At 53.6% G+C, this 14,089-nt stretch carries 11 protein-coding genes; all 11 read right to left on the bottom strand.

Annotated features, from left to right (window positions below):
- Nucleotides 1-373: 373 nt before the first annotated feature.
- A complete protein-coding gene (locus KNP74_RS15100) occupies nucleotides 374-2,551 on the bottom strand; it encodes a DNA translocase FtsK (protein WP_214763896.1) in 2,178 nt (725 codons plus the stop codon).
- 62 nt (nucleotides 2,552-2,613) lie between these two features.
- Nucleotides 2,614-4,281 (bottom strand): ribonuclease J, encoded by a 1,668-nt coding sequence (locus KNP74_RS07245; protein ID WP_034777292.1) that lies wholly within the window; start codon nucleotides 4,279-4,281, stop codon nucleotides 2,614-2,616.
- 95 nt (nucleotides 4,282-4,376) lie between these two features.
- Nucleotides 4,377-5,030 carry a M15 family metallopeptidase gene (locus tag KNP74_RS07240; protein ID WP_138859577.1) on the bottom strand — a complete coding sequence of 218 codons (654 nt, stop codon included), beginning with the start codon at nucleotides 5,028-5,030 and terminating at the stop codon, nucleotides 4,377-4,379.
- Entirely contained in the window at nucleotides 5,027-6,280 is a 1,254-nt protein-coding gene (locus KNP74_RS07235) for a lipid II:glycine glycyltransferase FemX (RefSeq protein WP_034777290.1), read from the bottom strand. Before KNP74_RS07235 ends, KNP74_RS07240 begins: the two co-directional genes overlap by 4 nt.
- Before the next feature lie 3 nt (nucleotides 6,281-6,283).
- Nucleotides 6,284-7,744, bottom strand: coding sequence for a UDP-N-acetylmuramoyl-L-alanyl-D-glutamate--2,6-diaminopimelate ligase (locus tag KNP74_RS07230; protein WP_232939398.1), 1,461 nt, complete (start codon nucleotides 7,742-7,744; stop codon nucleotides 6,284-6,286).
- 83 nt (nucleotides 7,745-7,827) lie between these two features.
- Entirely contained in the window at nucleotides 7,828-9,045 is a 1,218-nt protein-coding gene (locus KNP74_RS07225) for a M16 family metallopeptidase (protein ID WP_138859579.1), read from the bottom strand.
- Nucleotides 9,046-9,095: 50 nt separating this feature from the next.
- Nucleotides 9,096-11,312 carry a polyribonucleotide nucleotidyltransferase gene (gene pnp / locus KNP74_RS07220; protein WP_138859580.1) on the bottom strand — a complete coding sequence of 739 codons (2,217 nt, stop codon included), beginning with the start codon at nucleotides 11,310-11,312 and terminating at the stop codon, nucleotides 9,096-9,098.
- 132 nt (nucleotides 11,313-11,444) lie between these two features.
- On the bottom strand, nucleotides 11,445-11,714 hold the full coding sequence (gene rpsO / locus KNP74_RS07215) for a 30S ribosomal protein S15 (RefSeq protein ID WP_015881433.1): 270 nt from the start codon (nucleotides 11,712-11,714) through the stop codon (nucleotides 11,445-11,447).
- Nucleotides 11,715-11,838: 124 nt separating this feature from the next.
- On the bottom strand, nucleotides 11,839-12,765 hold the full coding sequence (locus KNP74_RS07210) for a bifunctional riboflavin kinase/FAD synthetase (protein ID WP_034777286.1): 927 nt from the start codon (nucleotides 12,763-12,765) through the stop codon (nucleotides 11,839-11,841).
- A gap of 15 nt (nucleotides 12,766-12,780) precedes the next feature.
- Nucleotides 12,781-13,689: a tRNA pseudouridine(55) synthase TruB gene (gene truB / locus KNP74_RS07205; RefSeq protein WP_214763895.1), complete on the bottom strand. Its 909-nt coding sequence runs from the start codon at nucleotides 13,687-13,689 to the stop codon at nucleotides 12,781-12,783.
- Nucleotides 13,690-13,737: 48 nt separating this feature from the next.
- Nucleotides 13,738-14,088 carry a 30S ribosome-binding factor RbfA gene (gene rbfA / locus KNP74_RS07200; protein WP_034777282.1) on the bottom strand — a complete coding sequence of 117 codons (351 nt, stop codon included), beginning with the start codon at nucleotides 14,086-14,088 and terminating at the stop codon, nucleotides 13,738-13,740.
- Nucleotide 14,089: the final 1 nt, after the last annotated feature.

The raw sequence follows: 14,089 nt of genomic DNA, 5'->3' as shown, positions 1-14,089 counted from the left end.
CAGTGCTCAGACATCTGACGTATGAATGTCCTTGCCAATATTAAGTATAGGGATTCGAGAAATAGAACGCAATACTTTTTGTTCGGAATCAGGGAAATATTTTAAAGTGAAGGGATTATGTACACTTCATAGTCTATATTACCTGTTCTGGCAGGCTTTGAAAAGAAATCGTAAAATGAAAACGGTATTAAAAAATGAAAGCGGTTCAACATTTTTAGTAGTATGTCCTAATGAATCAAATAGGTCAGATGTGCTATATTAGTTCGCCCCAACATGACGTCGACCCCGATCGTCACGTTTGAACCGGATTATCTAAAATTAGATAAAAAACGAACGATTAGGATTTGTTATACCTAATCGTTCGTTTGATTTTTTAACCCTCAGGTTGGTTGATGAGCACTTTCCGCGGCTTCGAGCCTTCTGACGGCCCGACATATCCGGCTTGTTCGAGTGAATCGATCAAGCGGGCTGCCCGGTTATAACCGATGCGGAATCTTCTTTGAATCATCGAAGTGGAAGCCGTCTCTTGCGTCAAGATGAATTGAACGACTTCTTCGAACAATGAATCGTCCGAGTCGATCGTCGTGACTTCCTCTTCTTTCGGCATCATCGCCTCGACATACTGGGCCCGTTGTTGGGCGATGACGTGATTGACGACCGTCTCGACTTCTTGATCCGAGACGAACGCACCTTGGACACGAATCGGTTTGTTCATCCCGTTGGCGAGCATGAGCATGTCACCCCGTCCGAGCAGTTTTTCCGCCCCACCACCGTCAAGAATCGTCCGTGAATCCGTTTGCGACGAGACCGCGAACGCGATCCGTGACGGGATGTTCGCTTTAATGACACCGGTGATAACATCGACCGATGGACGCTGCGTGGCAAGTACCATATGAATGCCAGCTGCCCGAGCCATCTGGGCGAGACGCATGATCGCGTCCTCGACGTCGTTCGAGGCGACCATCATCAAGTCGGCGAGCTCATCGACGATGACGACGATGAACGGCAGACGCTTCGCGTCCTCGTCGTCCGACTTATCGACGAGTTCGTTATAGCCTTCGATGTTCCGGACGCCGTATCGACTGAACAGCTCATAGCGCCGCTCCATCTCAGCGACGACTTGTTTGAGCGCTTGCGCCGCTTTCTTCGGATCCGTCACGACCGGCGTCAACAAGTGCGGGACACCGTTATAGACGTTCAACTCGACCATTTTCGGGTCAATCATCATGAGCCGGACTTCATCAGGACGCGTCCGCATCAAGAGCGACACGATCATCCCGTTGATGCAGACCGATTTCCCCGAACCGGTCGAACCGGCGACGAGCAAGTGCGGCATCTTGTTCAAGGCGATCGTCACCGTCTCGCCACTGATGCTGCGCCCAAGGGCGACGAGGAGCGGCGACTGCTCCCGCTTGACCGGATCGGCCTCAAGCACTTCACGGAGACAGACCGGGGCCACTTCCTGGTTCGGCACTTCAATCCCGATGGCGGCCTTTCCTGGGATCGGTGCCTCGATCCGGATATCTTTGGCGGCAAGCGCAAGGGCAAGGTCATCGCTGAGCGACGTGATGCGGCTCACTTTGACCCCGATATCCGGTTGCAGTTCATATTTCGTCACGGTCGGACCAAGATGAATCTTTAACACCTTCACACCGACGCCGAACGATTTGAGCGTTTGGACGAGTTTTGTCGCATTTGCTTTCAAACGGGCGTTCTCGCCGGACAAGTCGGTCACGACCGGTTCGCTGAGGATGGTGAACGTCGGCAATTCATACGTGTCCGACACGTCTTGTGGCGCCGTCATCATCATGTCCTCGGTCGGTAGCTCCGTCACTTCCTCCGTCGAGGCCACTTCTTCCGTTTTCGGACGTTTCTCGGCGACGACTTTCTCGCTGAACCCGACAATCGGGATGTCATGCATCGTCACCGCGTCTGCTTCAGGCTCGGCTTCGACCGGCTTCGATTCAACTTTTGCCGGTGCCGAAACCGCCTTCTTCCGATTGGACACCGGAGCCGGTTTGACCCGCTCCCGGTCGTGCCACTCTTGTTTGATGGCCATACCGGTTTCGAGCAGGCGCGACCCGATCGTCCGCCAAATCGTTGGCGATAAGAGCGAGATCCCGATGATCATGCAGAGCACGCCTAAAAAGATGATCCCAAAGTCGGAGAGCAAGTATTGGTTGAGCTGATACAGCGCCCCGTTAATCGTCCCTCGTTCCGCTCCCCATACCAAATCTCCGAACATGAGAAACGAGACGAACAGGAACTGGATGCCCGTCCGTTGCATCGGACGAAATTCGTTTAAAAAGACGAGCAACGTGAATGCGATTGCCAAATACGTGAGTGCCCCCCAGCCTCCGAATAACGTCGTCGCGAGGAGTGACGTCTGATTCCCGACCCAACCGAAGTCGAACAAGGAGAAGATGAACGCCGTGATCGACATGACGAACATGACCCAGCCATATGTACGTAGTGGGATTGGCTGTTTTTTCGCACGCCTTGTCGTCGGTCGCTTCCGCTTCGCCGGAGTTTTTCTCGATTTTTGTGCCACCTTAGATTCCTCCTAAAAAAACGAGGCAAAAGTCTGATGACTTTTGCCTCAATCTCAATTCCTTAAATCTCCATGATGATCGGCAAGATCATCGGACGACGTTTCGTCTGTTCGAACAAGTAGACGCTGAGCCGCTCGCGGATATTTGATTTCAACTCGGTCCAATCACTTCCAGCCTGGAGACTCTTCTCGATCTGTTTCGTGACGATGCGGTTCGCTTCTGAGATCATCTCTTCGGATTCACGCATATAGACGAATCCGCGCGAGATGAGTTCAGGTCCTGAAATCAATTTCTTCTGTTTCCGGTTCAACGTGACGACACAGAGGACGACACCGTCTTGTGACAAGAGACGACGGTCACGGAGGACGATGTTCCCGACGTCCCCAACGCCAATTCCATCGATCAAGACGTTGCCGGCCGGTACTTTCCGGCTCATCCGAGCTTTACGTCCCGTGAACTCGACGACATCCCCTTTTTCGACGATGAAGATGTTGTTCGATTTCACACCGACTTGCTCGGCGAGTTTCGAGTGGGCCATCTGCATCCGGTATTCTCCGTGAATCGGAAGGAAGTACTTCGGTTTGACGAGGTTCAGCATGAGCTTGAGCTCTTCGGCCGAACCGTGTCCCGAGACGTGTACTTTCCGTTGGTTATAGATGACGTTCGCTCCTGAGCGGAACAAAAGGTCGATCGTCTTCGAGACGGACTTCTCGTTCCCAGGAATCGGTGTCGCCGCGATGACGACCGTGTCGTTCAAGCGGATGTTCACTTGCTTATGGGCGTTGCGCGCCATGCGCGTCAAGGCCGCCATCGGCTCGCCTTGCGAACCGGTCGTCAAGATGACGACTTTGTTGTCAGGCAAGCGATTCACTTGCGACAGCTCGACGAGCGTCTTCGGCTTGAAGCGAAGGTAGTTGAGCTTCTGCGCCACTTCGACGATATTGACCATGCTGCGACCGACGACGGCGACTTTGCGGTCGTTCGCCTCGGCTGCCGCGAACACTTGTTGAAGACGGTGCACGTTCGAAGCGAAAGAGGCGACGATGACGCGGCCCTCAGCTTGATAGATGACATCGTTCAACTCGGCGCCGACGAGCGACTCCGAACCAGTTTGGCCAGGGCGTTCCGCATTCGTCGAATCTGACAATAAGCAGAGGACGCCGCGTTGGCCGATGGCTGCCAACTTGTTAAAGTCCGACTGTTTCCCATCGACTGGCGTGTAATCAAACTTAAAGTCGCCCGTGTGTACGATGGCGCCTTGTGACGTTTGAATGCAGACACCGACACAGTCCGGGATTGAGTGGTTGACGCGGAAGAAAGTGATGAAATGATCAGCGATAGTCAATTTCGTTTTGGCGTCAATCAATCGGAGGTCGACTTCTTTTAACAAGCCCGCCTCTTTCAATTTGAGCTCGATTAAACCGAGCGTCAATTTCGTCCCATACACGGGAACGTGCTTCAAATCACGGAGTACGTAGCTGAGCCCACCGATATGGTCTTCGTGACCATGGGTGATGAAAATCGCGCGTACCCGATCTTTATTTTCTTTTAAATACGTAATGTCTGGGATGACAATATCAATCCCGAGCATCTCATCGCCTGGAAACATAAGGCCGGCATCGATGACGAAGATGTCGTCGTCTAGTTCCACGACGTACATGTTCTTCCCGATTTCGCCTACGCCTCCAAGCGCAAAGACGCTAACGTTCTCTGTCTTCTTCTTTGACACTAACAAAAACCTCCTAGATGTTGCATATTCTGTTTCGTCCACTTATCGCTACTGAATATTGTATCGGAAAACTGCTGATATGCCAACATTTCCGTTCAATTGACGAGAGGTTTCATCACATCGGCGAGTGGCATCGTCGCTTTGTCGTCCGGACGTTTCCCGGAAGCGAGTTGGCGAATCGACAAGCCGAAGTCCATTTGTAAATGCGGGTAATCCGGAAAACTTCTCCAATCCCCGCCCCATTCGAAGCCGAGTGCTTTGCCGAGTTCTCCTAACTCTTGCCAATCGGGTTCGTCCGATCGGTTGTGGTCCGACTCGAGATTGTAATCGGCACGGTTATTGTGGATGATGACGAAATCGACGGCGAGCCCATAGTTATGGTAACTTTGTCCCGCCTTGGCGTTCGTCACGACTTGTCCCGGTTTCGAGCGCCCTTGGGCATAGAGCGCGTTCTGCTCATCGGCCGACCGATACCCCGACGTCAGACGGACCTCGAGGCCGAGGCAAGAGTAGGCCAGGCGCACGAACGACTCGCTCCGCTCGCGGACGTGCGGATGAAGCTTCGCGAACGCCTTTTCACTTCGCTCGACGACGACATCTTCCGAGCCCGGGTTGCGTTCACACATTCCCGTTTCAAATGTCGGTTCATCGACCCATGGCATCGGGCCCGGACGTGACAACGTGTACGCTAAAAAGATTCCGACTAAAAACGCCGTCATCGCGAACGTCAAAACGCCGGTCCATTTCATCGGCGCAACCGTTTACGGAGTCCTTTGACGAGCGGTAATCCCGTCTCGAGGGCGAAATAGAGCGGACGATTCAAGACGAGGTCGAACTCGCCGACTTTCTCGATCAAATCGCTTCCCCAGCCCGACTTGAACGCATAAAGCCCTGCATACTCGTCATCAGGCTCCGTGCTACCCGATACGCCACCGAAATCGTAGCGTTCGGCCCCGCTCGCCTTGGCTGCTTGCATCATCGTCCATTGCATGAGGTGGTTCGGCATGAACTCACGAAACTCGTTCGAGGATGCCCCGTACAGATAATACGAGCGTCGTCCGGCAAGCGTCAACAGACCGCCCGACAAGACGAGACCGTTCGGGTATTTCTCGTGTAACTCCGTCAGTTCAGGTAACGCGGCTTGAATCTTCTCGATTTGCTCACGTGTCTGCTTTTGACGGTTCAACAAGCTCGTCCGTTTCTTCTCGACCGTTTCCGTCTCGAGTGACCGTTCGATTTTCCCAAGGTCACGCTCCGCTTTTTCGAGTGTGGCCATCTGTTGGTCGAGTGCGAGTTTCGGCTCGAGTTTCGTCAAGAACAAACGGGCGTCATCAGGTTGCAGACAATCGTATAGGTTCTCGAAATAGTCAAGTCCACGAATGGCAAAACCGTCACGCTCGCCCGTCACTTTCATCAAGTCGGCGAACGTCTTAAGCCCGTCGCGCCCGACTTCCGTGCAGACGATCCCTTTCCGTTCGGCCAAACGAACGTTATAGCGGAATTTATGATGGAATTTGCCGAAGATGTCTTTCTCGCTCGGGCGTAAATCCGTCTCCATCGTGAACCGCGGTTGGGCGTAATCAAACCCACCGCCGTATCCTTTATGGGCGAAGCCGAGACTCGCCATCTCGGTCAATAGACCTGGCACTTCATCTCGATCGATATTCGGATCGATTTTCACGACGATCGCTTTGTTCGCCTTGGCGACCCGCTTCGCCTCCTCGGTCAATGCCCGTAAAGAAGCCACATCGTCATAGTCGACGACGAAGCCGCGTGGCGCATAGCAGAGTGTGAATGGGAGCTTCGGTACACGTTTGAATAAGAGTAACGCCACCCCGCTCGTCACCCCATCGTTCGCGACGGCGACCCGCTCGGCGAACCAGCCGTTTTGTCGTTTGACGTCGGCCCAACTCGAAAGCTGAAGCAAGTCCCCACGGTCGTGTGTTTTGACGAAATCGTCATGCTCTTTCTCTGTCAAGGTGATCGGTTGTACTGCCATAAATCATATTTCCTCCGTCTTCAAAATTGTCGCTCGGACGATTGCTTCTTCATCTAGCGGAATTTTCTCATTACCGATGATTTGATATTTCTCATGCCCTTTTCCGGCCAAGACGACGATATTGTCTGGTTCGGCCAACCGAGCCGCATAACGGACAGCCTCTTCCCGGTCCCCAATCTCGACGAAATTGTCGTGGGTCATCCCGGCGGCGATTCCGCTCGTGATCGAGTCGTACGCTTCAAAACGCGGGTCATCCGTCGTGATGACGACCGTCCCCGCATATTTCGAGGCCATCTCTCCCATCGTCGGCCGCTTCGTAACGTCACGGTTCCCGCCTGTACCGATCAAGAACACAATCTTCTCTTTCGGGACACCGACGAGTGATTTCAAGCATTGCTCGATGCCGTCCGGTGTATGCGCATAGTCCGCATAGACGTTATACCCTGGTACGTCGAGACGTTGCATCCGCCCTTTGGCAGGATGAATCGACTCGAGTGCCTGGACGATCTCGGGCAAACGATAGCCGGCAGCGATCAAACACCCGGTCGCGAGCAAGATGTTGTACACGTTGAACCGGCCGATGAATTGAACGGTCAACGGATGACTCTCCCCTTGGTAGTTGAGGCTAAAACTCGTCTCTGACAGCGTCTGAACGATATCTGATGCCGTCACATCGGCCATCTCGTCGATTGCATACGTGATCACTCGGGCGCCCGTCATCGTCTCGTACAGCTTGCTGTACGGATCATCCGCGTTCAACACGGCAACTTTGTGACGCGACGCCATCTGTCCGAGTTGAGCGAACAATAAGCCTTTCGCTCGCGCATAGTTTTCGAACGTACCATGGAAATCGAGATGGTCATGCGTCAAGTTCGTGAAGCCGACGATATCGAAATCTGTGCCGATGACGCGACCGAGTTCGAGTCCGTGCGATGACACTTCCATCATCACATCGGTGACGCCTTCTTCGTGCATCCGGGCGAGCAACTGTTGCAGCTCAGAGCTTTGCGGTGTCGTGTTTTTGCTCGGGACGACCGTATCGTTAATGCGTACCTCGACCGTGCCGATCAAGCCGGTGCTATGTCCGAGCTCGGTGAGAACATCACGTAAAATGGTCGTCGTCGTCGTCTTGCCGTTCGTTCCCGTGATCCCGAACAGACGCATCTGCTCAGACGGATATTGATAGAACGCGGACGCCAATAGACCGACCGTACGCGTGCTGTCACGCACGATCAAGTTCGGCACACTCAAAGAGAGTGGCCGTTCACTGACGACGGCGACTGCGCCTTTTGTGACTGCTAAATCAGCGTAGTCGTGACCGTCGACTGTATAGCCTTTAATGGCGACGAACAGCGTCCCTGGGACGACTTCGCGCGAGTCGGTCGTCACATGGGTCACCGTGATGCCTTGTAGGTTTGGTTGATTAATCAATTGTATGTGGTTAGCTAAATCCGTTAAGTTCAAGTCTTTCCCTTCTTTCACCTGTTCCTGTCCAAAGTAAAGAATACCTCTTAATCAGTGTAGAGAACTTACAATTCGGTTTCAAGTCAGTCTTCGGACGGAAGGACATATGATTTGGCAGGGGCGTGGCCGAGCACCTCATTGATGAGGGTGTTGACGTCACGCGTTTCAATGCGATCAACTTTGTCGAGCACTTCGTTCAACTCCTCGACTTCATCGAGCAGGACGAGGTTGCGCCCGTTGCGGTTCATCCGTGCGTTCGTGCTCTCGTTCCCAAGGACGAGCGACCCTTTCAGTTGTCGTTTCCCTTTCTCGACTTCCTCATCGGACAGCCCATCCGCTTTTAACGTTTCGAGCTCACGCGTCATGATCGTCTCGACTTGCGCGAGCGTTTCTGGTGACGTTCCGATATAAATGGTGAACGTCCCGTGGTCGTCGAACGTCGTATAGTACGAGTAAATCGAGTAGGCGAGGCCTTCCTCTTCTCGAATCGACTGGAACAGCCGTGACGACATCGTCGCCCCGATCGCATTGTTCAACAAGGCTAAATGCGGCAATCGATCGTCTTTGGCGGCAATCGCCTCGAAGTTCCAGCACAGGTGCGCTTGCTCCGTCTCTTTCTGTTTCTTCACCACGTCGCTATACAAGATCGGCGTCGTCGATTCTTTCGGTGATTCCCCTGATGGAAGGTCGGCAAACCTTCTCGTGACCGCCTCGACCAACTCTTGCGGCACGTGGCCGGCGATTGAGACGACGACACGGTTGCCTGTATACGTCGAAGCGACGTAGCGGAGCAATTGCTCCCGAGATAGTCCAAGGACGCTCGCTTCCGTCCCGAGAATCGGTTCGGCGAGAATATCATCTTTATAGACGGCTTTCGCGAGCAGCTCGTGGACGAGATCTTCCGGGGTGTCCTCATACATTTTAATCTCTTCTAAGACGACCCGCTTTTCTTTCTCGAGCTCCGTCTCATCAAACAACGAATCGAATAGCATGTCGGCGAGCGCGTCGAAGGCGATGACCGCGTGCTCGTCAAGCGTCTTCACGTAATAGCACGTATGATCTTTTGACGTGAACGCGTTCACGCTTCCGCCAAGTTCATCAAAGAACGACGCGATCTCTTTTGCCGTTCTCGTCTTTGTTCCTTTAAATAGCATATGTTCAATCAAGTGGCTGATGCCGATCTCGGTCATGTCTTCGGTCCGAGTGCCGGCTTTGATAAAGACACCGGTCGACGTGCTGCGGACATCCGCCATCGGTTCAATCACGATGCGGACGCCGTTGTCTAATGTGATCCATTCCATGTTATCACTCCTATGAAAAAGGCCATCGCACCAGACGATGGCCATCATGATTAGTTTGTCGGGCGTGGCGGACGACGGTCTCCGTCACGACGCGGCGGACGGCTGTCACGTGGTGGACGGCTCTCGCGCTGCGCTTTACGTTTCGCTTCGTATGCTTCGCGTTCTTCCGGTGACAATCCTTCAAGGATGAGCACTTTGTGCGAGGCATTGACTCGGCCTTTGTCATCGATTTCCGTTACGCGGACTTTAATTGTATCACCGAGTTTAACGACGTCTTCGACGTTCGCGACGCGATCAAGACTGAACTCAGAGACGTGGACGAGCGCGTCCTTGCCTTTGAACAACTCAACGAAAGCGCCGAATTTCTCAATACGACGAACCGTCGCATCGAACTCTTCGCCGACGACGACTTCGCGGACGATGTCGCCGATGAGCGCCATCGCCATGTCGATGCCTTCTTGATCGGTCGACGCGATGAAGACTGTACCGTCTTGCTCGATATCGATTTTGACACCCGTTTGGTCGATGATGCTGTTAATCATCTTCCCGCCCGGTCCGATCACGTCGCGGATCTTGTCCGGATTGATCGTCATCGTCACGATTTTCGGTGCATACTTCGACAACTGCGGACGCGGTGCGTCGAGCGTCTCAAGCATATGGTTCAAGATATGGAGACGGCCTGAACGTGCTTGTTCGAGTGCCTCTTCCAAGATCTCACGCGTGATCCCGGCAATTTTGATGTCCATTTGGAGCGCCGTGATCCCGTCTTTCGTTCCTGCTACTTTGAAGTCCATGTCTCCGAGATGATCTTCGAGACCTTGGATGTCAGTGAGGACCGTATAGTGTTCGCCTTCCATGATGAGACCCATTGCGATCCCGGCAACTGGTGCCTTGATCGGCACACCTGCGTCCATGAGGGCGAGTGTCGAACCACAGATTGACGCCTGTGAACTCGAACCGTTCGACTCGAGTACTTCCGAGACGAGACGAATCGTGTACGGGAAGTCGGCTTCTTTCGGGATGATTGGAAGAAGTGCACGTTCTCCTAGGGCACCGTGACCGATTTCACGACGACCTGGCGCACGCACCGGACGAGCTTCTCCGACCGAGAACGGCGGGAAGTTATAGTGGTGCATGAAGCGCTTGTTCTCTTCTAACCCGATGCCGTCGATGATTTGAGCATCTCCGATGACGCCGAGTGTCGCGACCGACATGACTTGTGTTTGTCCACGTGTGAACAACCCAACGCCGTGGGCGCGTGGCAACAAGCCCGTTTCTGATGCGAGCGGGCGGATGACTTCCGGGCGACGACCGTCCGGACGAACTTTGTCGACTGTGATCAAACGGCGGACTTCGTCTTTGACGAACTTGTTCAAGATGCCAGATACTTCTTTCAACTTGGCCGGTTCGTCAGCGAGTGATTCTTCGTATGCAGCTACGTATTTGGCAATCACTTCGTTGATTGCTGCGTCACGTGCATGCTTCTCTTCGACTTGAACCGCGGCGTTGATTTCTGGACGTGCTGCTTCGAGCTCAGCCGACAAAGCGTCGTCAAACTTCGATACCGTATATTCGAACTTCGGTTTCCCGACAGCTTCGACGATCTCTGTTTGGAACGCGACCAATTTCTTGATCTCTTCGTGACCGAACAAGATTGACTCGAGCATGACGTCTTCCGGTACTTCGTTCGCGCCTGCTTCAACCATGTTGATCGCAGTTGCTGTTCCGGCGACTTGGAGCTCAAGGTCCGTCTGTTCGAGTTGAGCTGTCGTCGGGTTGACGACGAACTCACCGTTGACACGTCCGACTGTCGCTCCGGCGATCGGCCCGTCGAACGGGATGTCCGAAATCGAGAGTGCGATCGACGTTCCAAGCATACCGGCCATTTCAGCCGAGCAGTCTGGATCGTTCGACATGACGTAGATCATGACTTGAATATCGTGACGGAATCCGTCAGGGAAAAGCGGACGGATCGGACGGTCGATGAGACGTGATGTCAAAATCGCGTTCTCTCCAGGACGTCCTTCCCGACGGAGGAAACCTCCTGGGATTTTACCGACCGAATATAATTTTTCTTCATAGTTGACCGTGAGCGGGAAGAAATCTAAATCCTTCGGCGCTTTCGATGCTGTGACCGTGGCGAGCACGACCGTGTCCCCATAACGGACGAGTGCCGAGCCGTTTGCTTGTTTCGCAAGTTGCCCGACTTCTACAGATAGCGGACGACCGCCCCATTCAGTAGAAAAGACTTGTTTCGTACCTAACATGAACATTCTCCTCTCAAACCTTATCTAGTTTATTATGTAACTCATTCATATGAATGTCTAATGATTTTCCTCCCAAAAAAGAAGAAACGGACTAGGAACAAGTGTCCCAGTCCGTCACATGGTCCGTTCGGATTAACGACGGAGACCAAGGCGTTGAATCAATTCACGGTAACGTGTAACGTCCTTGTTACGAAGGTACGTAAGCAAGTTGCGGCGACGTCCAACCATTTTCAAAAGACCGCGACGTGAGTGGTGGTCTTTCTTGTGTGTACGAAGATGATCGTTCAAAGTGTTGATTTGTTCAGTCAATACTGCAACTTGAACTTCCGGTGAACCAGTGTCACCTTGTTTTGTCGCGTATTCCGCGATGATTTCGTTTTTACGTTCTTTTGAGAGTGCCATTGCCTCTCCACCTCCATTTAATAGAAAATTGCCGCGTTGCCGAGCCGTCGTTGGTGAATCGTCCAGCCAAGCGAAGCGGTGTACTTTGCGTACCAAATTAGGATACCGTACCACCCATTCAAAGTCAAGACAGGATTGCCCGGGCGGCTGTCTCATCTTGCTTGAGTTGAGCGATGAGTGCGTCGAGCCCGTCGAACGCCCGCTCGTCACGCAAGTAATGCATCCATTCGATCTCGATCAGTTGCCCGTATAGATCCTCTGAGAAATCGAACAAGTGGCTCTCGATCGAGACGTCCCCGGTCGCATAAAACGTCGGACGCCGCCCGACGTTCGTCATCGCGTCGAACGTCCGACCGTCCTGAAGCCGTACACGTGTCGCATAGACGCCGAGGCGCGGCATGACGTATGACGCGTCCATGACGACGTTCGCCGTCGGGTAGCCAATCGTCCGGCCCCGGGCGTCGCCGTGGATGACTTCCCCGCAGATGACATACGGCGTACCGAGCAGCTCGCTCGCCACATCAACGTCTCCGGCACCGAGCAACTGACGAATCCGCGTCGACGACACTTTTTCGCCGCCGCTCGTCTGTTCAGCGACGACCGAGGTGGTGAAGCGACCGCGCGCATGATACGGCAGCGTCTCCATCGTCCCCTCACCGAATTTACCATACGAGTAGTCGAATCCTGCCGTCACGTGGACCGCACCGGCACCGATCAAATAGTCATCCACGAATTGTTGCGGTGACAGGCTCGCCAACTCTTTCGTGAACGTGATGACGATACACCGTTCGACACCGAGTCCGGCAATTCGGTTCAATTTCCGCTGGAGCGGTGTGATATAACGGACCGCATCCGGTTTGTTTGAGAGCACTTGTTTCGGGTGCGGGTCGAACGTGATCACGGTCACGGGTACATCGAGCTGTTTCGCTTGCGCCTGTGCATGCCGAATCACGGCCTGATGTCCGGTGTGGACGCCGTCGAAAAATCCGAGCACCATGACCGAAGGGACCAGGTCTGGTGTCTCAGGATACGTCAGATGGATCGTTTCCATACTTCAATCTCCCCTTTAGTCGATGGTCAACATGACCTCGACATTTGCGTCTGTTGTTCCGTCAAGCCGTCGATAGAGGGCAAGTGGAATTCCTTCTTCATTATAGACAGTAAACAGTTCAAATTCGAGCGAGACGTCGTTCAAACGCCCCCCGTTTCGAATATACCGCTCCCGATTGGCCGGAATCGTCATGGCAGGCCAACGCTTGATGACCTCTTCGAGCGGGATGAGGTGGTTCATGCGTTCCTCGACCGTCTCGAGGTCGGCGAGTTGTTGCAACGTGACAGCGGCCGTCTCCTCGAACGAACCAGACCTCGTCCGCCGCAGGTCGCTCATATGAGCCGGATAGCCGAGACGCTCCCCAATTTGGACGGCGAGCGTCCGGATGAATGTGCCTTTGCCACACTCGACGTCGACACGGAAACGGCAGACACCGTCTTCGATGACCGGGTCATTCGTCCGGACGAGGCGATGAATCTCGACGATGCGGCGCGGTCGTTCCACCGTCTGACCTTTCCGGGCGTATTCGTACAATTTCTTGCCGTTCACTTTGACGGCAGAGAAGTACGGTGGGATTTGCTCAATCTTTCCTGTCAACGTCTCGAGGACGCGATCGATGTCTGCAGCAGTGAACGCCTCTGGACCGACTTCGCGCGTCTCGACGACCTCGCCATGAGCATCCTCGGTCATCGTCGCCGTCCCAATTGTAATCTCGGCGGCGTACCGTTTGCCTTCATCGGTCAGAAAACGTGACAGCTTTGTTGCCCGGCCGAGACAAATCGGCAGGACACCGGTCACTTCGGGGTCGAGCGTGCCGGTATGACCGACTTTCTTCGTTTGGAACAATTTACGGAGCTTGAACACGCAGTCGTGGCTCGTCATGCCGCTGTCTTTATCTAAAATCAATACACCTGTTGGTTCCATCTGGATTCCTCCCATCAAAAAAGGGGAGACGCGAGTCCCCCCTTCAATTTATTGGTCGTTCCGATTTAAATCACGAATCAATGAATCGATATGGCTACCATATGCGACCGATGAATCGTATTCGAACGACAATTCTGGCGTTTTCCGAAGACGGATGCGGCTCCCGATCTCGCGGCGAATAAATGCGCTCGCCTTATCGAGACCAGCTTGCGTCTCAGCCTTCACTTCGGCGTCGTCTCCAAGCACCGTGTAGTAGGCTGTCGCTTGCTGTAAATCTCCCGTCACATCGACGCTTGTAATTGTAGCGTTCTTCGTACGTGGGTCGTTGACTTCACGGAGCAAGATATCTGTAATCTCTTTACGCATCTGCTCTGCGACGCGTTGGGCACGAATGTTCATA

Source organism: Exiguobacterium sp. s141 (assembly GCF_018618085.1).
Classification (GTDB): domain Bacteria; phylum Bacillota; class Bacilli; order Exiguobacteriales; family Exiguobacteriaceae; genus Exiguobacterium; species Exiguobacterium mexicanum_A.
The sequence above is the reverse complement of the archived record's forward strand: the minus strand, read 5'-3'. Positions and strand labels throughout refer to the sequence as shown.

Excerpts from the sequence above, each read along its gene's own strand:
- KNP74_RS07240 (WP_138859577.1), bottom strand. The coding sequence starts at position 5,030 with ATGAAATGGACCGGCGTTTTGACGTTCGCGATGACGGCGTTTTTAGTC.
- KNP74_RS07235 (WP_034777290.1), bottom strand. The coding sequence starts at position 6,280 with ATGGCAGTACAACCGATCACCTTGACAGAGAAAGAGCATGACGATTTC.
- KNP74_RS07225 (WP_138859579.1), bottom strand. The coding sequence starts at position 9,045 with ATGGAATGGATCACATTAGACAACGGCGTCCGCATCGTGATTGAACCG.
- pnp (WP_138859580.1), bottom strand. The coding sequence starts at position 11,312 with ATGTTAGGTACGAAACAAGTCTTTTCTACTGAATGGGGCGGTCGTCCG.
- rpsO (WP_015881433.1), bottom strand. The coding sequence starts at position 11,714 with ATGGCACTCTCAAAAGAACGTAAAAACGAAATCATCGCGGAATACGCG.
- KNP74_RS07210 (WP_034777286.1), bottom strand. The coding sequence starts at position 12,765 with ATGGAAACGATCCATCTGACGTATCCTGAGACACCAGACCTGGTCCCT.
- truB (WP_214763895.1), bottom strand. The coding sequence starts at position 13,689 with ATGGAACCAACAGGTGTATTGATTTTAGATAAAGACAGCGGCATGACG.
- rbfA (WP_034777282.1), bottom strand. The coding sequence starts at position 14,088 with ATGAACATTCGTGCCCAACGCGTCGCAGAGCAGATGCGTAAAGAGATT.